Here is a 20,976-nt window from a genome sequence, read left to right on the forward strand (position 1 = left end):
TTTACATCCCGAATTTATCTCGCAACCCGTAGTACCAAGCCCCCAGCGCCGCAAACGGCGTGCGCAACATTTGCCCACCCGGGAACGGGTAATGCGGCAAACCCGCAAACGCATCAAAACGCTCTGCCTGACCCCGCAAGGCCTCTGCCAGTACTTTGCCTGCCAGGTGCGTGTACGTCACGCCATGGCCGCTACAGCCCTGGGAGTAATAGATGTTGTCACCCAGGCGACCGACCTGCGGCAAACGCGACAGGGTCAGCAGGAAATTGCCAGTCCAGGCGTAGTCGATCTTCACGTTCTTCAGTTGCGGAAATGCCTTGAGCATTTTCGGCCGGATGATCGCTTCGATATTCGCCGGGTCTCGTGCGCCATACACCACGCCGCCGCCGAAGATCAGGCGCTTGTCGCTGGTGAGGCGGTAGTAGTCGAGCAGGTAGTTGCAGTCCTCGACACAGTAATCTTGTGGCAATAAAGTCTTGGCTACTTCATCGCCCAGTGGCGCCGTGGTGATCACTTGGGTGCCACACGGCATCGACTTGGCCGCCAGCTCCGGCACCAGATTGCCCAGGTAAGCGTTCCCCGCGACGATAATGAATTTGGCCCTGACCTTGCCTTCGGCGGTATGCACCACCGGATTAGCGCCGCGCTCGATGCGCACCGCTGCCGATTGCTCATAGATCGTGCCGCCCAGAGATTCCACAGCCGCGGCTTCACCGAGCGCCAGGTTGAGCGGGTGGATATGGCCGCCGCTCATGTCCAGCAAGCCGCCCACATAGTTGTCACAGGCCACCACTTCGCGGATGCGTCGCTCGTCCAGCAACTCCAGTTGCGTATGGCCGTAGCGCTCCCACAGACGCTTCTGCGATTCCAAGTGGCCCATGTGCTTGCTGTTGAGGGCGGCGAACACGCCACCGTCCTTCAAGTCGCACTGGATCTGGTACTTGGCCACGCGCTCACGGATGATTCTGCCGCCTTCAAACGCCATCTGCCCCAACAACTGCGCCTGCTGAGGCCCGACGCTGCGCTCGATCACGTCGATATCGCGGCTGTAACTATTGACGATTTGCCCACCGTTGCGACCCGAGGCACCAAAACCGACCTTGGCGGCTTCCAGCACCGTAACGCGAAAGCCGTTCTCCAGCAGAAACAGCGCACTGGAAAGCCCGGTATAGCCGGCCCCGATCACGCACACATCGGTCTCGACCTCACCTTGCAACACAGGACGGGGCGGAACTGCATTCGCAGAAGCGGCGTAATACGACTGGGGGTAGGGGGTGTTCGCCATCCTGGAACCTCTGTTTTATATTTTTTACGAGTGCACCGATCCTACCTGAGTTGAAAATTGCCTGCCAGCCACCCGAAAATCACGGGTGTACCCGGCGCAAATAAAAAATTCGCATATTCATAGGGTTAGCTGCAAAAAAGATGTTGACACCCCTCCGGAATTCCGTAGAATGCCGCCTCACAGCAGGCACGTAGCTCAGTTGGTTAGAGCACCACCTTGACATGGTGGGGGTCGTTGGTTCGAGTCCAATCGCGCCTACCAAACAAAATCCGCTCTGCTGGGCGGTCTGGAAGGGCTCACCGAAAGGTGGGCCCTTTTTTGTTGCCTGAAATTTGGGCAAAGGAAAGTCAAGACGCCGGGCGGCGTCCTTTCAGGGCTTGTATGTCCAATCAGGCGAAAAGCGTCGCCACCGCCAGCAGGCAAATTACCTGGGCGAACAGCTGGCAGCGTATTTCGCCAAGCGTGGTCGCCATATTACTCATTTGTCCGGCATACATAGCGGGAACCCTCATTGTCGGCGTGACACCGTGAATGAACTGCAAGTACACACAGCTGCACCGTGGAGTATAGGTGCAGATCAGGAATTTTCCCTGCCGACGCCATAGCGAGTTCATCCTCACGTCTTTTCCAAAAAAACTGCGCTGAATCTCTCCATGGTGCCGTACCCCCGATGCCATCCCCCCACAAAAATTATTGGTTTGCAGCAACAATTTTTCTTGTTGGACACCCCCGTCCCCAGGCAGCAAAGTTGCCGCCACTGACGCTTCACCTTCCAGGTCAACAATAAAAAACCGAGCCGATTGCACGCCATTTTCATGCTGTGAGCCCTTTGCCCACATCCTGCTGTAATGGCGCCGCAGCGCGCACTAAAGGACCTCTTCGCCATGCAAACTGTTGTGAACTTATGGCCGTTGATCGGCGTACTTGTCATCGTGGTCGGCTTTGTATTGCGCTTCAATCCGCTGTTGGTGGTCACCGCGGCCGCCATCGCCACCGGGCTTGCCGCCCAGTTCCCGCTGGAAAAAATTCTCGCCACCATGGGCGATGGCTTCCTTCAGACCCGTGCCTTGCAACTGATTCTGTTATTGCCGCTGGCGGTGATTGGCCTGCTGGAACGCCATGGCCTGCGCCTGCATGCGCAGAACTGGATTGCACGCTTCGAACGCGCCACGGTCGGGCGTTTGTTGATCATCTATCTGTTTGTGCGTGAGTCCACGGCGGCCATGGGGTTGACGAGCCTGGGTGGGCATCCGCAGATGGTGCGGCCGCTGCTGGCGCCGATGGCCGAGGGCGCCGCAGAAAAACGTTATGGCAAGCTGCCTGACAAGCTACGCCACAAGGTACTGGCCATGTGCGCTGCCACCGACAACGTCGGGTTGTTCTTTGGTGAGGACATCTTCGTGGCCTTTGGTGCGATTGCGTTGATGCACACCTTCCTGCTTGGCTCGGGGATTGATGTGGAGCCGCTGCACATTGCGGTGTGGGGCATCCCGACGGCGATCTGCGCCTTCATCATTCACGCTATCCGGTTGCATCGTTTCGACCGGCGCTTGACCCGCGAAATGAGCTCGGCCACCGCTCCAGTGGAGGCTGCTCAATGATTATTTCCATTCAATACCTGTACTGGCTGGCGGGCGTGCTGTTGCTGATCACCGCCGGCATGATCCTGCTCGACCGTTCCCACCCCAAGCGCTGGTCCAGTGCGCTGTTCTGGTTGTTGTTCGCCGTACCGTTCCTTATAGGCGAGCGCTTGCCTTCGGTGGTCATCGGAGTGGGTGTGGTGGTGATGGCATTGATTGCGGGCTTGGGCGGCGTTGGTCGTGGCCGCCATGCCCAATTGCACGACAAGGCGTCCCGCGCCAGTGCCGGGCGCCTGGGCCACAAACTGTTCATCCCGGCGTTGGCGATTCCGCTGACCACGGTGATTGGCTCAGTGTTGCTCAAACACACCGAAATCGGTGGTGTACCGCTGCTGGACCCGAAGAACACCACCTTCGTCTCCCTGGGCATCGGTTGCCTGATCGCCCTTGGCCTGGCCTGCTGGCTGACCCGGGATACGCCGGTACAAGCGTTACGCGAATCCCGTCGCCTGACCGAAGCTCTGGGCTGGGCCATGGTGCTCCCGCAAATGCTGGCGATGCTCGGGCTGTTGTTCAATGAGGCCGGGGTGGGCACGGCGGTCGCTCATGTCACCACCACCTACATCAACCTGGACTACAAGTTGGTGGCGGTGATGGTCTATGTGTTGGGCATGGCCTTGTTTACCGTGATCATGGGCAATGGTTTTGCGGCCTTTCCGGTGATGACCGGTGGCGTCGGCGTGCCGGTGCTGGTGGGGATTTACGGCGGCAACCCTGCGGTGATGGCGGCCATTGGTATGTTCTCGGGCTATTGCGGTACGTTGATGACGCCCATGGCGGCCAACTTCAATATCGTACCGGCGGCGCTACTGGAACTGCCGGACAAAAATGCGGTGATCAAGGCCCAGATACCCACGGCGCTGATGATGCTGGTGGTCAATATCGTGCTGCTTTACCTGTTGATGTGAGGTCATTGTGCAAAACGTATTGCTGACGGGCTTCGAGCCCTTTGATAAGGCGGCGGTAAACCCTTCTTGGGAGGCCGTGCGCCAGTTGGACGGTGTGCAGTTGTGCGAGGGGGTGCAGATAGTTGCGCGTTGCTTGCCCTGCGCATTTGCCACCGCGGCCGAGACCTTGCTGCAGTTGATCAACGAACTGCAGCCGGCAATGGTCATCGCCACGGGCCTGGGGCCTGGGCGCAGTGATATTTCCATCGAGCGCGTTGCGATCAACGTTAACGATGCGCGTATTCCCGACAATCTGGGCGCTCAGCCAATTGATACCGCAGTGGTGGAGGGCGGCCCGGCGGCGTACTTCTCGACGTTGCCGATCAAGGGCATGGTCAAGGCGGTGCGTGAGGCGGGTATTGCGGCCTCGGTATCGCAGACGGCGGGGACGTTTGTGTGCAACCAGGTGTTTTATCGTTTGCAGCACGCCTTGGTGGGGACTGGGGTGCGCAGTGGGTTTATTCACGTTCCCGGCTTGCCCGGATCGAGCGAGCCGTCGATGGTGCTATCGACAACCGTGGAAGGGCTGCGGGTTGCGGCGCTGGCAGCCTGGCAAACCCAGGCGGATGTCGTCCTTGCCGGTGGCCAGATCAGCTGACAGCTGTACGCTGTGTTGCAATTTCAACTACAGTTCCAGCACACCCTTGCCTCGGAAAGTCGCCATGTTAAAGCGTACGAAACTTGTATCGGCTGCGTTGTCGCTTGCACTGGCCGTCACCAGTGGCCTTGCCCTTGCAGATCCAGGTAATGGCAAAGGCCAAGGCAATAACAAGGGTGATGCCTATGGTGGGCAGGACAACGGCAAAGGTCACGGTAATAACAAAGGTAATGCCCAGGGCGGGCCGGGTAAGGCCAAAGACAAGGGCGGCCAATCCAGGAACGACTTCAGCGTTGATCGCGGTCTTGTACTGAACGTGCTGGGCGGTCACCGCGATTATTGGCGCCCAGGGCCAGCCTTGCCGCCTGGCATTCAGAAAAACCTGGCACGCGGCAAGCCACTGCCGCCCGGTATTGCCAAGAAGCTGGACGGCCGCTTGCTGGGGCAGTTGCCTCGTTATGATGGTTACGAATGGCAGCAAGCGGGAACCGACTTGATATTGGTGGCCATTGCGACCGGTATCATCTACGAAGTTCTGAACGGTGCGTTTGATTGAGGTGCCGCGCCCTCAGGCTTCACGGCCGGGGAAAAACAACTCAAAACAGGTCACGCCATCTTCACTGCTTACACGGTACCGCCCGTTATGCAGTTGCATGATGGTCGCCACGATCGAGAGTCCCAGGCCGTTGGACTGGGATGACCGCTCGCGGGATTCATCCACCCGGTAGAACCGTTCGAACAGCCGCGGCAGGTGCTCAGCCGGGATCGTCTGGCCTTGGTTGCTGACTTTCAGGTTGATGCCCGCGCCATCCGGCACTGCCTGGATACTCAGCTCCGAGCCCGGCGCGCCATACTTGATGGCGTTGGCACACAGGTTGGCCAAGGCACGGCGCAGCAGCATCGGTTCAGCCCAGATCACCCCTTCGCCCATGACGGTGATGTGCATGTCCACATCACCGGCCAGCCCCTCGAAGTAATCCGCGATGCGTTCCACTTCATCCGCCGCGTCCAGCGCCTGGCGTTGGCGCAGTGCGCTGGCGGGGTCGGTGCGGGCCAGGAACAGCATGTTGTCGAGCATTCGCGCCAGGCGTTCCAGCTCTTCGACATTGGAGGCCAGCAGTTGCTGGTAGCTCTCGATGCTGCGCTGCTGCTGCAGGGCCACCTGGGTTTCGCCGAGCAGGTTGTTGATCGGGGTGCGCAGTTCGTGGGCCATATCGGTGGACACTTGGCCCAGTTGTACAAAGCCTTTGGCCAGGCGCTCAAGCATGGTGTTGAACGAGTCGATCATGGGCAGCAATTCTTTCGGCGCGCCTTGGCTGTCGAGGCGTTCGGCCAGGTTGCTGACGCCGATCCCTTGGGCATGCCGGGCCAGGCGGCGCAACGGCAGCAAGCCGCGATGAACCAGCAGGTAACCCACCAGCGCCAGGATGATCGCGGCGATACTCGCCAGGATGTAGACGCTGAGTCGATAACTGGCGAGCACGGCGGTGCGCTCGGTCATCAGGCGGCCGCTGGTGATTTGCAGGCTGCCCAGGTCGCCGGAGTCGATAGCCACGGCCACCAGCGAGAAGGGAATACCGATCAGGCCTGGCAAATGTTGCACGTCGCTCAACATGAGTTTGTGATCCTTGGGCAGCGGCTGGATCGACGGCAACTCAATATTCCCCGGGTTTACCAGCAGCAGTGGCTGTTTGCCGGGGGCGGCAATGCTCAGCACGGATTCGCGATTGCCCAGCATGTTCTGGAACAGCTCTGGCTTAGTCTTGATCAAGTCCAAGGTATTGCTGTCGTTAAGCAGGTTGCGCAACTGATCCACTCGCGATATCAGCGCGGCGTCATCGCGGCGGATCAGTTCGCGCTCCAGCTCCCGGTACAGCGCCACGCCCAGGGTTGCCAGCAGGGCGAAGGCGAGCAGGGCGAAGATCAATGCCAGGCGCAGGGTCAGGGAGTAAGGGTGCTGGCGGCTCATGGCTGGGTATCGAAGCGGTAGCCAATGCCCCGCACGCTGTGGATCAGCTTGAGCTGGAACGGGTCGTCGATTTTCAGGCGCAGGCGGCGCACGGCGACATCCACCACATTAGTGTCGCTGTCGAAGTTCATGTCCCATACCCGCGAAGCAATCAGCGAGCGGGACAGCACTTGGTCCTGGTGCGTGGCAAACAGGTGCAGAAGGGCGAACTCTTTGTTGGTCAGGGTAATGCGCGTGCCGGCGCGGGTGACCCGACGTTTGAGTACGTCAATGTGCAGGTCGGCGATGTGCAGTTGCTCTTCATCCCGGCTCGGGCCACGACGGTTGAGGGTACGCAGGCGCGCCACCAGTTCGGCGAACGAAAAGGGCTTGATCAGGTAGTCATCGGCACCCAGTTCAAGGCCTTTGATGCGGTCGGCGATGTCATCGCGGGCGGTGAGGAACAGCACCGGCGTATCGGCCTCTTTGCGCAGGCGACGCAGCACTTCCCAGCCATCCATTTTCGGCATCATCACGTCGAGTACGATCACGTCGAAGGGCGTTTCAAGGGCCTGGTGCAAACCGTCCACGCCATCGCGGGCCAGGCTCACACAATGCCCCAGTTCCTGCAGGCCATTGAGCAGATAATTGCCGGCCTTGGGTTCGTCTTCGACTACAAGGATGTTCATGGGAAGTGCTCTGCTTCAATAAGTTGCGCCAGTGTAGCCCGATCAATTGTCATTGGCGCAACCGGTGCCCTGGACTTGGTAATCCAGCACATGTTCGCGGTCTTGGTGGTCCAGGTAGCGCAGTTGCGCCGGCACAACCCCGCATTGGCCGTAGGTGTCGGTGCTCGACAGCACCTTGGCGACATCCAGGTGCACGAAGAAGCCGGTCTTGTCATGGATCACGTTGGCGGCAGGGGCGGCGTCGGCAGCGAATACCGAGCCAGTGACGAGCAAAGCGGCGAAGCCCAGGGCAATCAGTTTCATGGTGGTGTCTCACGTTCCGGGTGGGTAGTGAGCTCACGGTAACCAGGCGACCCCAACAGCCAACCAACAGGATCATGACAAGTTCGTCATTTTTGCCTCGGAACTGACGGGCCAGATCTCGGCGTTTACAAGCGTCAAGGTGATCCGTAGATTGCAGGGGCCCAGCCCATGAGGAAGCCGTGCAGTGTCCAGCCCAACTCCAAACGTATTTACCCGGCGTTACCGCGCCTTTCTGTTCGATATGGACGGGACCCTGCTCAACTCCATTGCGGCTGCGGAGCGCGTGTGGGGCATCTGGGCTGCACGGCATGGCTTGGATGTGGAAGCGTTCCTGCACACCATTCATGGTGCCCGCGCGATTGATACGATCACCCGCCAGGCGTTGCCGGGTGTCGATCCACAGGTAGAAGCCCAATGGATCACCGAGGCTGAGCTGGACGATGTCGAAGGCATCGTGGCAGTTCCCGGCGCGGTGGCGTTTTTGGCCAGCCTGCCCGTCGATCAATGGGCGTTGGTCACCTCTGCGCCAAAAGCGTTGGCCGTGCGCCGGCTGCAAGCGGCGGGCATTCCGGTGCCGGCGGTACTGGTGACAGCCGAAGATGTAAAGACGGGCAAGCCCGATCCGGCCTGTTATGTGCTGGGTGCCCAGCGCCTGGGCGTGCCGGTGCAAGACTGCCTGGTGTTCGAGGACGCCACAGTGGGCATTCAGGCTGGGGAAGCGGCGGGGGCGGATATCATGGTGGTGACCTCGACACACATGGCGCCGATGGTGACTGCCCATGCTTGCATCGAGGAATATAGTGCGTTGAAAGCCGAGCGTGGGGCTGATGGCTTGCTGTCCTTAAGTCCGTTACCGGTCTCGGCCTTCCAGGCAGTCGAGGGAGTCTGATAGCGCCTGCAACCGGCTGTTTTTCATGCCTTGGCGCGACATCACCATTTCCCTGAGTATCTCGGTGGCGAGCTGGTTGATGGCCTCTGTACCGTGATAGTGCGCACGCACGATGCCAGTAATCGCGAAGTGATCGGTCTCTGGGCCGCTGAGCACGGCTGACAGGGTGCCGTCGGCATGCAGCGTGCACTCAACCCTGTAGCTCGGCAGGCGTTCTGCCAAGGCTTTTTCGATTTGGGATTTGTTGAGGGTGTCCATCTGCTTTTGCACCTTTGATTAGCTGCGCAACGCAAGCCCAATGATAGGTGGTGGTGCGGCGGTGTAAATACCGGCGATCCGATAACCGCTAAACGCCCTCAGCGTGCGGCTTTTTCATGGGCGCGATGAGCGGCGCGCTGACACAGCTTGCGCAAGATCACCTTCTGGATGGGCTTGAGGCAGAACACAAGCAGGTAGCCACAGAGTAGAAGCGCCAGATCCACCCAGGAATGGGTGTCGGGATCGGCCCCTTCAACTTCCATTCTCAGGCCACACCCGAGTGCCACGAAGGTCAGCCCTATCAACAGGGCAATCATCCAGGATCTGGAAACAAGGGATTGCGACGCGGCTGGCCTCATCGACGTGTTCCTGAAATGCACTCGGATGGCAGGATAAAGTGTCAGAAATTGGGCTGCCAATAGCGCGACAAGTTCCGGATACCCTGACAGTTTCATCTTGCAGCGAAGGGAAAGCTCAAGGCGCGCTGGTCACGCGGGGAAACGCGAGCAGGCCAATTGGGTTTTCGCCAGCCGTTACAGTGAACGAAAAGGCTGGCTACTGGAGGCGTTTCAAGGCGTCTGGTTTTTGTCGGGTGCAGTCAGGCCGGCCTGGATACGCTGGTAAATCTCCTCGCGATGCACGGCAACATCCTTAGGGGCGTTGATGCCGATTCGTACTTGCTGGCCGCTAACGCCCAGGATGGTGATCGTAATGTCATCACCGATGTTTATGCTTTCACCGACTTTGCGGGTGAGTATAAGCATGGACTTCTCCTTGAATTACTTTTAAGGACACATGTTTCAGACAGGGTAGGTGTCGGATGTGTGTAGCTTACTGCGAAGCGCTTCCCTGTGACTGCCTCTTTCTAGGACGCATAGAGGCGACATTAATTCCCATGGCGGTATCATACAGGTCGCGATACATGATTCGCATTGTTTAAGCCAACGTTTATGACGGCCAGAATAGACAGTGAATGGTAAAGTTGCCTCTTTGATCCTCAAAGGAGCAGGGCAGTGCGTAAAGTAGCGATGGCAATTGTGGTGTTGGCGTTGGCCGGATGCGGTGAAGGTAAGTCGGTCGATGCCCCCAAGGCCAAGCCTGCCGTGACCGAAAGCCTGCCGCAAACCGGTGCGATTGCCGCTCAGGAGTGGGATATACGGGTCGGCCCGCCGGACCACAAGCTGCAGGCGATCACCGACCTGACCGCCTGGTTGCTGGAACACGGCTTCAATTTCTATATCGTCAAAGTCGACGGCAAGGATGAGGTGCTATTGGGGCCGTTCGCGACCAAAGCCGAGGCCGAAGCCAAGCAGGCGCTGCTAAACGAAAAAATGGCACGGGCCAAGAAAAACGACACCGTGTCGGAGATCATCGAACACAAGGCTGCGCAGTAGCAGCAGGCCAGGTGGGCGGGCAGCCCCGCCCACGTTCAGCCGCAGGCCTTCAGGTTGACCGGGCCGACGAACTCATTGCCGCGCCCCATCACGCAAGCCACGGTCTGGTTGCGCTGGCGCTCCCAGATTTGCACCGGATAGGTCTTGTTCCAGGCTTCATACAATTGCCGGTCCTGCTTCGACAGGCGTAGGCCATATTGCTTGCTCATGTAGAAATACGTGCGCGCGATCATTCCGCGAATGGACGGGCGCGGCATGACTTTCTTTGCCTTGAAGTCCACCTGGGTCAGGCATGAGCCGTACTGCCCGCTTTGCACCGGCAGCCAGCCAAAGCTGAAGTTGTTACGGTCGCCATTCACTTCGCCGATGCTCGGCACCAGGTTGTGCAGGTCTGCCTCGGCGCGCTTGAACACCTCATCATGGCGCGTGCAGTTTTTTCGCCCGCCATTTTGCCAGCATTGGCGCAGATGCCCGATTTGCCAGGCCGGTACGATGTGTTCCCACTCAATGCGCGCGGCGCGGTTGGCGTTTTTGCGGGGGATGTAACCGCAGGCTTTCAGGTTGACCCGGTTACCGGTGTATTTGCAGCCGCAATAAAATTCGGTGGATTGCGGCGCGTAGAGCTTCCAGGCGATTTTCTTGGCTTCGCTGAAGGTGCGAGGGGCTTGGGCGTTGGCGGTGACGGTTAAAAACAGACAGCACACAGCAATAAAACGGGCACTCATTGAATCAATCTTCCTTCGGCACAACCCAGAAAATCTGCACGCCACCGTCATCTCGATAGGCGAGGGTGACGTTGTCGTTTTCCGAAATCTCTTCCAGTAAACGTTGCCAATCGGTCTCCGGTTCATCGGGTAAACGGAAGATCAACGCTGCCTTGGCTTTTTGGGCGTTGGTCGAATTGATGATTTTTTGCACGCGGATAGCCAGGCGCTGGTAGGCGTCAGGCGATGCAGGGGCTGCGGAAGAGGGCTTTGCCACAGAACATTCCTTAATTGGCTGTACGCACATACAGTATTTAACTGTAGGCAATTTCGCAACTGCTTAAATTTCAAGAAGTTCGTCTGACAGCGAATCAGGAAGTTTGTTGAGGTGCGGGGGGAGAGGGGTTGAATATGGCGAGGGAGCAAGCTCCCTCGCCACAAAAGCATCTACAGGTGAATCAGCAGGGATCAGTATTCCCAGAAGATCCGTTGCAGTTCCTTGCTGTCCTGGGTCTTGGTCAGTGCGACCATGGCCAGGATGCGGGCTTTCTGCGGGTTCAGGTCAAGGGCGGCGACCCAGTCGTATTTGTCGTCTGGCTGTTCGGCGTTACGCAGAACCATGCCACCGGCGTTGACGTGGGAAGAACGAATGATCTGCACGCCTTGCTTGCGCAATTCCACCAGTGCTGGAACGACCTTGGACGATACCGAGCCATTGCCGGTACCGGCGTGAATGATCGCTTTGGCGCCCGCTTGGGCCAATGCTTTGTAAGCGGTGTCGCTCACGTTGCCGTAGCCGTAGGCAATTTCAACGTCAGGCAGGCTTTTGATGGTCTTGATGTCGAACTCAGAATCCATGGTGTGACGCTTGGCCGGCAGGCGGAACCAGTAGGATTTGCCTTCAACGACCATGCCCATTGGCCCCCATGGGCTCTTGAAGGCTTCGGTTTTGATGTTGATCATCTTGCTGACGTCGCGACCCGATTGGATCTCGTCGTTCATGGTCACCAGCACGCCTTTGCCGCGGGCTTCCTTGCTGCCTGCGACCGCAACGGCGTTGTACAGGTTGAGCATGCCGTCTGCCGACATCGCGGTGCCTGGGCGCATGGAGCCGACGACCACGATAGGCTTGTCGGTTTTTTCCACAAGGTTCAGGAAGTAGGCGGTTTCTTCAAGGGTGTCGGTGCCGTGGGTGATCACGATGCCATCCACGTCCTTGCTGTCGGCCAATTCGGCGACACGGCGACCCAGTTGCAGCAGGTTTTCGTTATTGATGCTTTCCGACGCAATTTGCATTACTTGTTCGCCGCGAACATTGGCGATCTGGCTAAGCTCAGGAACGCCGGCGATCAGTTGTTCGATGCCGACTTTGGCTGCCTGGTAGGTGGCGCTGTTGGCCGCGCTGGCGCCGGCGCCAGCGATGGTGCCGCCGGTGGCGAGGATGACCACGTTGGACAGTTTGGTCTTGCTTTCAACTTCCTTTGCCTGGGCGGCAACGGGGAACAGCAGCAGAAGGGCCAGGGCGCCCGGAATAACGTTCTTCAATGCAGATTTCATTATTTTTCTCTCTGGTTTTTGATGAGTGCTGTAGCAGGTTCATCTAGAACACCCGGGCGGTTCTGAACGCCGCGAGGTGCTGAGAAAGAGCAGGATTTGTACCAGGCTGAGTATGTTGGTTTTTTTAAATTAACTTATTGATTTAAAACAACTTAAAGCAGGGTTTCGGTTTGGTGGGGGTCGGTGCTGTCCGGCTTTCCGAACGAGAAGGGCTGTGGTGTTCGGTTGTCCGAAAAGCGTTCACGATTTGTCCGGGCACCCTGCATGATCATTCGCCACCCAGGCTGTCGTTTCAGCGAAGGTCAGAGAGGGCGAGCTTGCTTAAACGTATCAGCGGCCGATAGCTGAAGGGAGGGCTTGGAGGGCGTCCGTGAAAGCCTTGCTGCTACCGTTGACAAATCTCGACAAGGTTCTCATAGTTTACTCAACGCAAACGTTTGCGAGATGTTTCACTGCGCCCTTGGCACATCGTGACAGCTCGTATCAGCCGCCCAAGTGGGAGGGCTGCCGAAGGGGTCTTCGGTGCAAGCGTTGCTCACAATAATCATAAGATCGGAGTGAACCCATGAAGCTGCCATTTGCTGGACGTCTTCTTGCTGTTGCTGTGCTTGCTGCCGCATCCGCCGCTTTGCCTCTCTCTTCTGCATTTGCCGATGACGCTGCCAAAACGCCTACCGTGGGTTTGGTCATGAAGTCCCTTGCCAATGAGTTTTTCGTCACCATGACCGACGGTGCGAAGGACTACCAGAAAGCGCACCCAACAGAATTCAAGTTGATCTCCAACGGCATCAAGAACGAAACCGATACCAGCGCGCAGATCGCCATTGTCAACGAAATGATCAACGCCAAGGTCGATGCGCTTGTCATCGCTCCCGCCGACTCCAAGGCACTCGCCAGTGTGCTGAAGAAAGCTTCCGATGCCGGTATCAAAGTCGTCAACATCGACAACCGCCTGGACCCGGAAGTACTCAAAAGCAAAAACCTCAATATCCCGTTCGTAGGCCCGGATAACCGCAAAGGCTCCAAGCTGGTGGGCGACTACCTGGCCAAGCAACTGGCCGCCGGTGACAAGGTCGGCATCATCGAGGGCGTACCCACTACCACTAATGCCCAGCAGCGCACCGCAGGCTTCAAGGATGCGATGGACGCGGCAGGCATGAAGATTGTTTCCACCCAATCCGGTAACTGGGAAATCGACCAAGGCAACAAGATCGCGGCAGCGATGCTGAGCGAAACACCGGATATCAAGGCGCTGTTGGCCGGTAACGACAACATGGCCCTGGGCGCTGTTTCCGCCGTGCGTGCGGCAGGCAAGGCCGGCAAGGTGCTGGTTGTGGGTTATGACAACATTGACGCGATCAAACCAATGCTCAAGGACGGTCGTGTGTTGGCCACCGCTGACCAGGCCGCTGCCCAGCAAGCCGTGTTTGGTATCCAGAACGCGCTGAAGCTGGTCAAGGGTGAGAAAGTCGATGCCAAAGATGGCGTGATCGAAACCCCGGTCGAGCTCGTCATCAAGCAGTAATCCTGGCAGTACCCAACAGCGCCTGCTCGTCCTGAGCGGGCGCCTGGAGATTTTCCTATGTCATCTTCCGCCCCGAACGCTGTCCTCTCGGTCAGCGGTATCGGTAAGACCTATGCCCAACCGGTTCTGTCCGACATCACCCTGACGCTCAATCGCGGGGAAGTGTTGGCGCTGACCGGTGAGAACGGCGCAGGCAAAAGCACCTTGTCGAAGATCATCGGTGGCTTGGTCACGCCCACTACCGGGCACATGCAATTCAATGGTCAGGATTACCGCCCCGCCAGCCGCACCCAGGCCGAAGCCTTGGGCGTGCGCATGGTCATGCAGGAACTCAACCTGCTGCCGACGCTGACCGTGGCTGAGAACCTATTCCTGGATAACCTGCCGAGCCGCTGTGGCTGGATCAGCCGCAAACAACTGCGCAAAGCCGCGATCGAAGCCATGGCCCAAGTCGGCCTGGACGCGATCGACCCGGACACGCTGGTGGGCAGCCTGGGCATCGGTCACCAGCAAATGGTCGAGATCGCCCGTAACCTGATCGGCGACTGCCATGTACTGATCCTCGACGAGCCCACGGCGATGCTTACTGCTCGTGAAGTCGAGATGCTGTTCGAACAAATCACGCGCCTGCAGGCTCGAGGCGTGGCGATCATTTATATTTCTCACCGGCTCGAAGAGTTGGCCCGTGTCGCCCAGCGCATTGCGGTATTGCGCGACGGCAAGCTGGTCTGCGTCGAGCCGATGGCCAATTACAACAGTGAGCAGTTGGTGACCTTGATGGTCGGTCGCGAACTGGGTGAACACATCGATTTGGGCCCGCGCACCATCGGAGGCCCGGCCTTGACGGTGAAGGGCCTGACCCGTTCGGACAAGGTCCGCGATGTGTCCTTTGAAGTGCGCGCCGGTGAAATCTATGGCATTTCCGGCCTGATCGGCGCCGGCCGCACCGAGTTGCTGCGCCTGATCTTCGGCGCCGATCCGGCCGACAGCGGCACCGTGGCCTTGGGTTCGCCGGCCAAGGTGGTGAGCATTCGCTCGCCGGTGGACGCGGTCGGTCATGGTATTGCCTTGATCACCGAAGACCGCAAGGGTGAGGGCCTGCTGCTGACCCAATCCATCAGCGCCAACATCGCCCTGGGCAACATGCCGGAAATTTCCGGCGGTGGCGTCGTCAACAGTCGCAACGAAACCGCTCTGGCCAAGCGCCAGATCGACGCCATGCGTATCCGCAGTTCCAGCCCGACGCAACTGGTGTCCGAGCTGTCGGGTGGTAACCAGCAGAAGGTGGTGATTGGCCGCTGGCTGGAGCGCGATTGCGCGGTGATGCTGTTCGATGAGCCCACCCGTGGTATCGACGTCGGTGCCAAGTTCGACATCTACGCTTTGCTCGGTGAATTGACCCGTCAGGGCAAAGCGCTGGTAGTGGTGTCCAGTGACCTGCGTGAGCTGATGCTGATCTGTGACCGCATCGGTGTGTTGTCCGCCGGGCGGCTGATCGAGACCTTCGAGCGTGACAGCTGGACCCAGGACGAATTGCTCGCCGCCGCCTTCGCCGGCTATCAGAAACGTGATGCGCTGCTCAACGAAGCCGCGCCTAGGAATACCCCATGAAAACAAGCACTTCCCCCGGTAAAACTGGCGGCAACTTCTATGGCCTGGGTACTTACCTGGGGCTGGCAGGTGCCTTGCTGGCGATGATTGCGCTGTTCTCGGTGCTCAGCGATCACTTCCTGTCCTATGACACCTTCAGCACCCTGGCCAACCAGATTCCTGACCTGATGGTGCTCGCGGTGGGCATGACCTTCATCCTGATCATTGGCGGCATCGACCTGTCCGTGGGCTCGGTGTTGGCATTGGCGGCCTCGGCGGTCAGCGTGGCGATCCTGGGCTGGGGCTGGAGCGTGTTGCCCGCCGCCCTGTTGGGCATGGGCTGCGCGGCGTTGGCCGGCACCATCACCGGTTCCATCACGGTGGCCTGGCGCATTCCGTCATTTATCGTATCCCTCGGCGTGCTGGAGATGGCCCGCGGCGTGGCCTACCAGATGACGGGCTCGCGCACCGCTTATATCGGTGACTCGTTTGCCTGGCTGTCCAACCCGATTGCTTTTGGTATTTCCCCGTCGTTCATCATCGCCTTGCTGGTGATCATCGCGGCCCAGTTGGTGCTGACCCGTACTGTGTTCGGGCGTTACCTGATCGGCATCGGTACCAACGAAGAAGCGGTGCGCCTGGCGGGTATTAACCCCAAGCCATACAAGATTCTGGTGTTCAGCCTGATGGGCCTGCTGGCCGGTGTGGCGGCGCTGTTCCAGATTTCGCGCCTGGAAGCGGCGGACCCGAATGCCGGTTCGGGCCTGGAGCTGCAAGTGATCGCCGCCGTGGTGATCGGTGGTACCAGCCTGATGGGCGGGCGTGGTTCGGTCATCAGTACGTTCTTCGGGGTGTTGATTATTTCGGTCTTGGCCGCTGGGCTGGCACAGATCGGCGCGACGGAACCGACTAAACGTATCATTACCGGCGCCGTGATCGTGATTGCCGTGGTCCTCGATACTTACCGCAGCCAGCGCGCCAGTCGGCGGGGCTGAACCATGGCAACGATCAAGGATGTGGCAGCGCTTGCAGGTATTTCCTACACCACCGTGTCCCATGTGGTGAACAAGACGCGCCCAGTCAGCGAGCCGGTACGCATCAAGGTCGAGGCGGCGATCAAGCAGTTGGACTACGTGCCCAGTGCCGTCGCACGCTCGCTCAAGGCCAAGACCACGGCCACCATCGGCCTGCTGGTGCCCAATAGCCTCAACCCGTATTTTGCCGAACTGGCTCGGGGTATCGAGGATTACTGCGAGCGTAATGGCTATTGCGTGATCCTCTGCAACTCGGATGACGACGCAGAGAAACAGCGCAGTTACTTGCGCGTGTTGCTGGAAAAGCGCGTCGATGGCTTGATCGTGACATCCGTGGGCGGCGATGACAGTGGCCTTGCCGCGGGCTTGAGTGCAGTGCGCACGCCCATGGTGATTGTCGACCGGGCGCTGGATGGGATTGATGTGGACCTGGTGCGCATCGATCACGAAGAGGGCGCTTACCTGGCGACCCGGCACTTGCTTGAACTGGGGCACCGGGACATCGCCTGTATCGGCGGCCCTGGGCATACCCGCGTGGCGCAGATGCGCCTGGCGGGTTACCAGCGTGCATTGCGCGAGGCGGGCATCGAGGTGTTGGCCAGTCGTACCCTGGAAAGCGATTTCACCAGCACGGGCGGGTATGCCGCAGCCGTAGAGTTATTATCGCAACACCCGCCCAGCGCGATTTTCGCCAGCAACGATATGATTGGTTTTGGCGTGCTGCGCGCCGCCGCCGAGCGCAATGTGCGGGTGCCGGGCGAGCTGTCGGTCATCGGTTTCGATGACATCCAGATGGGGCGCTACGTCTACCCCGCGCTGACGACGGTCGGCCAGTCGATCCTGCAATTGGGCGAGACTGCGGCCGAATTGTTACTGCAACGAATAGCAACACCCCAACTGCCGATCGATCAACGTATCGTGACGCCCAGTATTGTTTTGCGTGAGTCGACTGCGCCATTGGCTGATGTGTTCGCCCAATACCGCTGAACCGAATTGATGAGTACTGATGTATGCCAGCAAAAGTAGTGGTAATAGGCAGCTTGAACATGGACCTGGTCACTCGCGCCAGTCGCTTGCCGCGTGCCGGTGAAACCCTGATCGGCCAGACGTTCTCCACTGTGCCCGGCGGCAAGGGCGCCAACCAGGCCGTCGCCTCGGCACGCCTGGGGGCGAGTGTCGCCATGGTGGGATGCATCGGTACCGACGCCTATGGCAGCCAATTGCGCGATGCGCTGTTGGTGGAAGGGATCGATTGCCAGGCCGTCAGCACGGTGGACGGCTCCAGCGGTGTGGCATTGATCGTGGTCGATGACAGCAGCCAGAACGCCATTGTCATTGTGGCCGGCAGCAACGGTGAGCTGACGCCTGCGTCGCTGCGAACGTGCGACGCTGTGCTGCAGGCGGCAGACGTGATCATCTGCCAGCTTGAGGTGCCGATGGAGACTGTTGGGTATGCGCTCCAGCGGGGGCGCGAGCTGGGCAAGACGGTCATTCTCAACCCGGCCCCGGCAAGCGGGCCGTTGCCCGCTGATTGGTATGCCTCGATCGATTATCTGATCCCCAATGAAAGCGAGGCCAGCGCTCTGAGTGGCGTGACGGTCGACTCCCTCGACAGCGCCAAGGTCGCCGCGACCGCGCTGATCCAGGCGGGCGCCGGTAAGGTCATCATCACCCTGGGCGCCCAGGGCGCGCTGTTTGCCGACGGCCAGAGCTTTGAGCACCTGGTGGCGCCGAAGGTCAAGGCGGTGGATACCACCGCTGCTGGCGATACCTTTGTCGGTGGCTTTGCCGCCGCGCTGGCCGCGGGCCAGAGCGAAGCCCGGGCGATCCGTTTTGGCCAGGTGGCGGCGGCATTGTCAGTGACCCGCGCCGGCGCTCAGCCTTCCATTCCTACGCTGCACGACGTACAAGGTTTTGTGCCCGCATGAAAAAGACACCTTTGCTGAATATCGCACTGTCGCGCGTGATCGCGTCCCTGGGTCACGGCGACATCCTGGTCATCGGCGATGCCGGCCTGCCGGTGCCTCCCGGCGTCGAACTGATCGACCTGGCACTGACTCAGGGCATCCCTGACTTCATCAGCACCTTGCGCATCGTGCTTAGCGAAATGCAGGTGGAAAGCCATGTGCTGGCAGAAGAGATCCTGCTGAAGCAACCGCCCGCGCTGACCGCGCTAAATGCGCTCACAGAGCAGGCTGCACTGGGTGAGCGCCGCCTGCTCAGCCATGACCAATTCAAGCAATTGAGCCGCAATGCCCGCGCCGTGGTGCGCACTGGCGAATGCCAGCCGTACTGCAATATCGCGCTGGTGTCCGGCGTAACGTTCTAGCGTCCCCCCAATGACAAGGAGTGCTTTATGCAACGTGGTCTACCTACCCTGAAAAACCTGTTCCGGAGTGTTCTGCTTTTGTCCGCGCTCACTGCTGCAAGCGCCCAAGCGGCGGAAAAAATCGACCTGATCATCGATACCGACCCGGGTGCCGATGACGTGGTGGCCTTGCTGTTCGCCATGGCCTCGCCGCAGGAGTTGAGCATTCGTGCGCTGACCACCGTCGCCGGCAATGTGCGCCTGGACAAGACCTCCCGCAACGCACGCCTGGCGCGCGAGTGGGCAGGGCGCGAGGATATCCCGGTGTACGCCGGTGCGCCAGCGCCGCTGCTGCGCAAACCGATCTACGCCGAGAATATTCATGGCAAGGAAGGCATCTCGGGCGTCACGGTGCATGAACCGAAAAAAGGTCTGGCCGAAGGCAATGCGGTCGACTATCTGATCAACACCCTGAGCAGCGCCAAGCCGCACAGCATCACCATCGCCATGCTCGGCCCGCAGACCAACCTGGCACTGGCACTGACTCAAGCGCCCGAAATCACCCAGGGCATCAAGGAAGTGGTCGTGATGGGCGGCGCCCACTTCAATGGCGGCAATATCACCCCAGTGGCTGAGTTCAACCTGTTCGCCGATCCGGTGGCGGCGGAGATCGTGCTCAAAAGCGGTGTGAAGTTGACCTACCTGCCGTTGGACGTGACCCATAAAGTCCTCACCAGCGACGCCCGCCTGAAGAAGATTGCGGACCTGAACAACAACGCGAGCAAGGTCGTCAGCAGTATTCTGAATGAGTACGTCAAAGGCGATATGGAGCACTACGGCATTCCGGGTGGCCCGGTCCATGACGCTACCGTGGTGGCGTACCTGCTCAAGCCTTCGCTGTTCAGCGGTCGTGAGGCCAATATGGTAGTCGACAGCCGCGAAGGCCCGACCTTCGGCCAGACCATCGTCGATTGGTACGATGGGCTCAAGCAGCCAAAGAATGTGTTCTGGGTTGAGAATGGCGACGCCCAGGGCTTCTTCGATCTGTTGACCGAGCGCCTGGCGCGTCTGAAGTAAGTGAGCGGGGCGGCGCTCGTCGCCCGGTTCTAATCGCGCTCTTGGGCGCCCCTGTAGTCGGCCGGGTATTTCTCGAATATCTGGCCGATGAACGCTTGCGCCGCCTGGGTGCCCAGTTCCTTGACCAACAGATCGATACCAATGATCGCCAGTTCTTCCGGGCTTCCGGGGCTGTAGGAGCTTTGCCCTTGGGGCCACTTGGCTTTGATGTCGGCTTGAAGCGTTACGGTGGTCATGGAAATCTCACGGTCTGAAAATGCGGGGTAGTGCACTGGAACGCCGTTCCAGATGGGCGCAGTTAAGCATTTTGTACGGCATTTGGCACTGCTACTTAGGCATGAAGCAGCGGCTGTGCGACACTGTCGGCCTGTTAAATGGCCCGGAAACACCGCGTGCAAATCGATTTGAGCAACCCCGACAACCTGACGCTGGAGGCCGTGCGCCAACTGCTTGGCAGCGCCAGTGACGACGAACATACCCAGCTGCGGGTGAGCAAGGCAGGCGTTGCCTACATTTCTTCCGGCGTAGTCGGTGGGGCTGATATCGGTGGCCTGCTGTTTCGCCTGGAGACCTGGGCCAAGGGTTCCGGTTATGTCGGCCTCGTGGCGGCCAGTGATGAAGTGTGGGTCATGCAGATTTTTAACGCGCTGAAGCAGAATTGGCCTACAGCGACGTCAGACTATATCGACATCTACTAAGTGCGTTCATATCTAGTCACGATTGACAGGGCGCTTGCCAGCAGTGAGTCAGGCAGACTTGCCCACAAGCGGTTAACGTCTTGAAACCAATCGCTTTGACTGATGTCGCACGATCTCTCTCCACTTTTTATCATAGGAGGCTTCATGCCTTGGAAGCTCGCATCATTCGGTACTTTGTTGGCTGCGCTCGCGTTGGCAGGTTGCAGCACCCCGGGTGCCTCTGAGCCAGGCAAAGCTGCCACTGCGACCGATGCCGGTCATAGCCGCTGTGAGTCGAAGGCTGCAGAGTTCGCCATCGGCCAGAAGGCCTCGCCCCAGTTGCTGGAGCAAGCTCGCACACGTGCCGGCGCGCAGAATGCACGCATTCTCAAGCCCAATGACATGATCACGCTGGAATATCGCTCCGACCGCTTGAACCTGAACACCGACAACAATCTGGTGATCAACCGGGTTAACTGCGGCTGATACGGCTTTTGCATTACCCATAAAAAACCCCGTCACATGGACGGGGTTTTTTTAGCTCAGCGGAGAA

The 20,976-nt window shown here is 59.2% G+C and carries 27 protein-coding genes and 1 tRNA gene; 16 read left to right on the top strand and 12 right to left on the bottom strand.

The features are described from left to right. Position 1: 1 nt before the first annotated feature. Complete coding sequence (locus tag JMV15_RS10690) at positions 2 to 1,285, bottom strand: NAD(P)/FAD-dependent oxidoreductase (protein ID WP_020300943.1); 1,284 nt, start codon at positions 1,283 to 1,285, stop codon at positions 2 to 4. Between the two features lie 184 nt (positions 1,286 to 1,469). Here JMV15_RS10690 and JMV15_RS10695 point away from each other — a divergent pair. Further along, positions 1,470 to 1,546 (top strand) — tRNA-Val (locus tag JMV15_RS10695). Positions 1,547 to 1,674: 128 nt separating this feature from the next. Here JMV15_RS10695 and JMV15_RS10700 read toward each other — a convergent pair. Then, complete coding sequence (locus tag JMV15_RS10700; protein ID WP_235991940.1) at positions 1,675 to 2,091, bottom strand: hypothetical protein; 417 nt, start codon at positions 2,089 to 2,091, stop codon at positions 1,675 to 1,677. 78 nt (positions 2,092 to 2,169) lie between these two features. On the opposite strand from JMV15_RS10700, the gene JMV15_RS10705 reads away from it, so the two are divergent. The 4 genes from JMV15_RS10705 to JMV15_RS10720 all read left to right on the top strand — a co-directional run bounded on the left by JMV15_RS10705 (position 2,170) and on the right by JMV15_RS10720 (position 5,026). Further along, complete coding sequence (locus JMV15_RS10705) at positions 2,170 to 2,886, top strand: DUF969 domain-containing protein (RefSeq protein ID WP_014719143.1); 717 nt, start codon at positions 2,170 to 2,172, stop codon at positions 2,884 to 2,886. Beyond that, the gene (locus JMV15_RS10710) at positions 2,883 to 3,833 is read left to right on the top strand and encodes a DUF979 domain-containing protein (protein ID WP_014719142.1); all 951 of its coding nucleotides are present in this window, start codon (positions 2,883 to 2,885) and stop codon (positions 3,831 to 3,833) included. Before JMV15_RS10705 ends, JMV15_RS10710 begins: the two co-directional genes overlap by 4 nt. Before the next feature lie 7 nt (positions 3,834 to 3,840). After that, a complete protein-coding gene (gene pcp, locus JMV15_RS10715) occupies positions 3,841 to 4,470 on the top strand; it encodes a pyroglutamyl-peptidase I (protein ID WP_014719141.1) in 630 nt (209 codons plus the stop codon). Positions 4,471 to 4,534: 64 nt separating this feature from the next. Next, positions 4,535 to 5,026 carry an anti-virulence regulator CigR family protein gene (locus tag JMV15_RS10720; RefSeq protein WP_019820889.1) on the top strand — a complete coding sequence of 164 codons (492 nt, stop codon included), beginning with the start codon at positions 4,535 to 4,537 and terminating at the stop codon, positions 5,024 to 5,026. A 12-nt stretch (positions 5,027 to 5,038) separates the two neighbouring features. Here JMV15_RS10720 and JMV15_RS10725 read toward each other — a convergent pair whose 3' ends face one another. The 3 genes from JMV15_RS10725 to JMV15_RS10735 are packed head-to-tail and all read right to left on the bottom strand — an operon-like array spanning position 5,039 to position 7,410. Next, positions 5,039 to 6,439, bottom strand: a complete 1,401-nt coding sequence (locus tag JMV15_RS10725; protein ID WP_069868671.1) for a heavy metal sensor histidine kinase — start codon at positions 6,437 to 6,439, stop codon at positions 5,039 to 5,041. Continuing rightward, entirely contained in the window at positions 6,436 to 7,107 is a 672-nt protein-coding gene (locus JMV15_RS10730; protein ID WP_003192516.1) for a heavy metal response regulator transcription factor, read from the bottom strand. The genes JMV15_RS10725 and JMV15_RS10730 overlap by 4 nt, the downstream gene beginning before the upstream one ends. Positions 7,108 to 7,149: 42 nt before the next feature. Then, positions 7,150 to 7,410, bottom strand: coding sequence for a DUF2790 domain-containing protein (locus JMV15_RS10735; RefSeq protein ID WP_014719138.1), 261 nt, complete (start codon positions 7,408 to 7,410; stop codon positions 7,150 to 7,152). A 184-nt stretch (positions 7,411 to 7,594) separates the two neighbouring features. Here JMV15_RS10735 and JMV15_RS10740 point away from each other — a divergent pair, with 184 nt between their 5' ends. Then, the gene (locus tag JMV15_RS10740; protein WP_014719137.1) at positions 7,595 to 8,299 is read left to right on the top strand and encodes an HAD family hydrolase; all 705 of its coding nucleotides are present in this window, start codon (positions 7,595 to 7,597) and stop codon (positions 8,297 to 8,299) included. Here the strand turns inward: JMV15_RS10740 and JMV15_RS10745 are convergent. The 3 genes from JMV15_RS10745 to csrA all read right to left on the bottom strand — a co-directional run bounded on the left by JMV15_RS10745 (position 8,261) and on the right by csrA (position 9,321). Continuing rightward, positions 8,261 to 8,557: a hypothetical protein gene (locus JMV15_RS10745; RefSeq protein WP_014719136.1), complete on the bottom strand. Its 297-nt coding sequence runs from the start codon at positions 8,555 to 8,557 to the stop codon at positions 8,261 to 8,263. The two genes, JMV15_RS10740 and JMV15_RS10745, sit on opposite strands and share 39 nt — an antisense overlap. Positions 8,558 to 8,655: 98 nt before the next feature. Further along, positions 8,656 to 8,916, bottom strand: coding sequence for a hypothetical protein (locus JMV15_RS10750; protein WP_014719135.1), 261 nt, complete (start codon positions 8,914 to 8,916; stop codon positions 8,656 to 8,658). A 210-nt stretch (positions 8,917 to 9,126) separates the two neighbouring features. After that, positions 9,127 to 9,321, bottom strand: coding sequence for a carbon storage regulator CsrA (csrA, locus tag JMV15_RS10755; protein WP_003192511.1), 195 nt, complete (start codon positions 9,319 to 9,321; stop codon positions 9,127 to 9,129). A 264-nt stretch (positions 9,322 to 9,585) separates the two neighbouring features. On the opposite strand from csrA, the gene JMV15_RS10760 reads away from it, so the two are divergent. Continuing rightward, positions 9,586 to 9,951, top strand: coding sequence for an SPOR domain-containing protein (locus tag JMV15_RS10760; RefSeq protein ID WP_019820896.1), 366 nt, complete (start codon positions 9,586 to 9,588; stop codon positions 9,949 to 9,951). Positions 9,952 to 9,986: 35 nt separating this feature from the next. Here JMV15_RS10760 and JMV15_RS10765 read toward each other — a convergent pair whose 3' ends face one another. From JMV15_RS10765 to JMV15_RS10775, 3 genes are all read right to left on the bottom strand, one after another. Further along, positions 9,987 to 10,676, bottom strand: a complete 690-nt coding sequence (locus tag JMV15_RS10765) for an endonuclease (RefSeq protein WP_019820898.1) — start codon at positions 10,674 to 10,676, stop codon at positions 9,987 to 9,989. Positions 10,677 to 10,680: 4 nt separating this feature from the next. Then, the gene (locus JMV15_RS10770; protein ID WP_014719132.1) at positions 10,681 to 10,932 is read right to left on the bottom strand and encodes a DUF1654 domain-containing protein; all 252 of its coding nucleotides are present in this window, start codon (positions 10,930 to 10,932) and stop codon (positions 10,681 to 10,683) included. Positions 10,933 to 11,123: 191 nt separating this feature from the next. After that, positions 11,124 to 12,212: an asparaginase gene (locus JMV15_RS10775; protein WP_019820900.1), complete on the bottom strand. Its 1,089-nt coding sequence runs from the start codon at positions 12,210 to 12,212 to the stop codon at positions 11,124 to 11,126. A gap of 565 nt (positions 12,213 to 12,777) precedes the next feature. Here JMV15_RS10775 and JMV15_RS10780 point away from each other — a divergent pair. The 7 genes from JMV15_RS10780 to JMV15_RS10810 are packed head-to-tail and all read left to right on the top strand — an operon-like array spanning position 12,778 to position 19,746. Further along, a complete protein-coding gene (locus tag JMV15_RS10780) occupies positions 12,778 to 13,737 on the top strand; it encodes a sugar ABC transporter substrate-binding protein (protein WP_014719130.1) in 960 nt (319 codons plus the stop codon). Positions 13,738 to 13,794: 57 nt separating this feature from the next. Then, the gene (locus JMV15_RS10785; RefSeq protein ID WP_019820902.1) at positions 13,795 to 15,348 is read left to right on the top strand and encodes a sugar ABC transporter ATP-binding protein; all 1,554 of its coding nucleotides are present in this window, start codon (positions 13,795 to 13,797) and stop codon (positions 15,346 to 15,348) included. Next, positions 15,345 to 16,322 (top strand): ABC transporter permease, encoded by a 978-nt coding sequence (locus tag JMV15_RS10790; RefSeq protein ID WP_032903933.1) that lies wholly within the window; start codon positions 15,345 to 15,347, stop codon positions 16,320 to 16,322. Before JMV15_RS10785 ends, JMV15_RS10790 begins: the two co-directional genes overlap by 4 nt. 3 nt (positions 16,323 to 16,325) lie before the next feature. Next, entirely contained in the window at positions 16,326 to 17,348 is a 1,023-nt protein-coding gene (locus tag JMV15_RS10795; protein WP_014719128.1) for a LacI family DNA-binding transcriptional regulator, read from the top strand. A 23-nt stretch (positions 17,349 to 17,371) separates the two neighbouring features. Continuing rightward, positions 17,372 to 18,289, top strand: coding sequence for a ribokinase (rbsK, locus tag JMV15_RS10800; RefSeq protein ID WP_019820904.1), 918 nt, complete (start codon positions 17,372 to 17,374; stop codon positions 18,287 to 18,289). Further along, positions 18,286 to 18,690 carry a D-ribose pyranase gene (gene rbsD, locus JMV15_RS10805; RefSeq protein WP_019820905.1) on the top strand — a complete coding sequence of 135 codons (405 nt, stop codon included), beginning with the start codon at positions 18,286 to 18,288 and terminating at the stop codon, positions 18,688 to 18,690. Before rbsK ends, rbsD begins: the two co-directional genes overlap by 4 nt. A gap of 27 nt (positions 18,691 to 18,717) precedes the next feature. Further along, positions 18,718 to 19,746: a nucleoside hydrolase gene (locus JMV15_RS10810; RefSeq protein ID WP_019820906.1), complete on the top strand. Its 1,029-nt coding sequence runs from the start codon at positions 18,718 to 18,720 to the stop codon at positions 19,744 to 19,746. Positions 19,747 to 19,775: 29 nt separating this feature from the next. Here JMV15_RS10810 and JMV15_RS10815 read toward each other — a convergent pair whose 3' ends face one another. Beyond that, positions 19,776 to 19,982 (bottom strand): hypothetical protein, encoded by a 207-nt coding sequence (locus JMV15_RS10815; RefSeq protein WP_014719124.1) that lies wholly within the window; start codon positions 19,980 to 19,982, stop codon positions 19,776 to 19,778. A gap of 156 nt (positions 19,983 to 20,138) precedes the next feature. On the opposite strand from JMV15_RS10815, the gene JMV15_RS10820 reads away from it, so the two are divergent. After that, a complete protein-coding gene (locus tag JMV15_RS10820) occupies positions 20,139 to 20,444 on the top strand; it encodes a hypothetical protein (RefSeq protein WP_014719123.1) in 306 nt (101 codons plus the stop codon). 144 nt (positions 20,445 to 20,588) lie between these two features. Then, entirely contained in the window at positions 20,589 to 20,909 is a 321-nt protein-coding gene (locus JMV15_RS10825; protein WP_003192494.1) for an I78 family peptidase inhibitor, read from the top strand. The last annotated feature ends 67 nt before the right edge of the window (positions 20,910 to 20,976 follow it).

It is taken from the genome of Pseudomonas paracarnis, assembly GCF_904063055.1.
GTDB lineage: Bacteria > Pseudomonadota > Gammaproteobacteria > Pseudomonadales > Pseudomonadaceae > Aquipseudomonas > Aquipseudomonas paracarnis.

Coding starts and splice junctions, on each gene's coding strand:
- JMV15_RS10690 (WP_020300943.1), bottom strand. CDS start 1,285: ATGGCGAACACCCCCTACCCCCAGTCGTATTACGCCGCTTCTGCGAAT.
- JMV15_RS10705 (WP_014719143.1), top strand. CDS start 2,170: ATGCAAACTGTTGTGAACTTATGGCCGTTGATCGGCGTACTTGTCATC.
- JMV15_RS10710 (WP_014719142.1), top strand. CDS start 2,883: ATGATTATTTCCATTCAATACCTGTACTGGCTGGCGGGCGTGCTGTTG.
- JMV15_RS10720 (WP_019820889.1), top strand. CDS start 4,535: ATGTTAAAGCGTACGAAACTTGTATCGGCTGCGTTGTCGCTTGCACTG.
- JMV15_RS10725 (WP_069868671.1), bottom strand. CDS start 6,439: ATGAGCCGCCAGCACCCTTACTCCCTGACCCTGCGCCTGGCATTGATC.
- JMV15_RS10730 (WP_003192516.1), bottom strand. CDS start 7,107: ATGAACATCCTTGTAGTCGAAGACGAACCCAAGGCCGGCAATTATCTG.
- JMV15_RS10735 (WP_014719138.1), bottom strand. CDS start 7,410: ATGAAACTGATTGCCCTGGGCTTCGCCGCTTTGCTCGTCACTGGCTCG.
- JMV15_RS10745 (WP_014719136.1), bottom strand. CDS start 8,557: ATGGACACCCTCAACAAATCCCAAATCGAAAAAGCCTTGGCAGAACGC.
- JMV15_RS10750 (WP_014719135.1), bottom strand. CDS start 8,916: ATGAGGCCAGCCGCGTCGCAATCCCTTGTTTCCAGATCCTGGATGATT.
- csrA (WP_003192511.1), bottom strand. CDS start 9,321: ATGCTTATACTCACCCGCAAAGTCGGTGAAAGCATAAACATCGGTGAT.
- JMV15_RS10760 (WP_019820896.1), top strand. CDS start 9,586: ATGGCAATTGTGGTGTTGGCGTTGGCCGGATGCGGTGAAGGTAAGTCG.
- JMV15_RS10765 (WP_019820898.1), bottom strand. CDS start 10,676: ATGAGTGCCCGTTTTATTGCTGTGTGCTGTCTGTTTTTAACCGTCACC.
- JMV15_RS10775 (WP_019820900.1), bottom strand. CDS start 12,212: ATGAAATCTGCATTGAAGAACGTTATTCCGGGCGCCCTGGCCCTTCTG.
- JMV15_RS10780 (WP_014719130.1), top strand. CDS start 12,778: ATGAAGCTGCCATTTGCTGGACGTCTTCTTGCTGTTGCTGTGCTTGCT.
- JMV15_RS10785 (WP_019820902.1), top strand. CDS start 13,795: ATGTCATCTTCCGCCCCGAACGCTGTCCTCTCGGTCAGCGGTATCGGT.
- JMV15_RS10790 (WP_032903933.1), top strand. CDS start 15,345: ATGAAAACAAGCACTTCCCCCGGTAAAACTGGCGGCAACTTCTATGGC.
- JMV15_RS10795 (WP_014719128.1), top strand. CDS start 16,326: ATGGCAACGATCAAGGATGTGGCAGCGCTTGCAGGTATTTCCTACACC.
- rbsK (WP_019820904.1), top strand. CDS start 17,372: ATGCCAGCAAAAGTAGTGGTAATAGGCAGCTTGAACATGGACCTGGTC.
- rbsD (WP_019820905.1), top strand. CDS start 18,286: ATGAAAAAGACACCTTTGCTGAATATCGCACTGTCGCGCGTGATCGCG.
- JMV15_RS10810 (WP_019820906.1), top strand. CDS start 18,718: ATGCAACGTGGTCTACCTACCCTGAAAAACCTGTTCCGGAGTGTTCTG.
- JMV15_RS10815 (WP_014719124.1), bottom strand. CDS start 19,982: ATGACCACCGTAACGCTTCAAGCCGACATCAAAGCCAAGTGGCCCCAA.
- JMV15_RS10825 (WP_003192494.1), top strand. CDS start 20,589: ATGCCTTGGAAGCTCGCATCATTCGGTACTTTGTTGGCTGCGCTCGCG.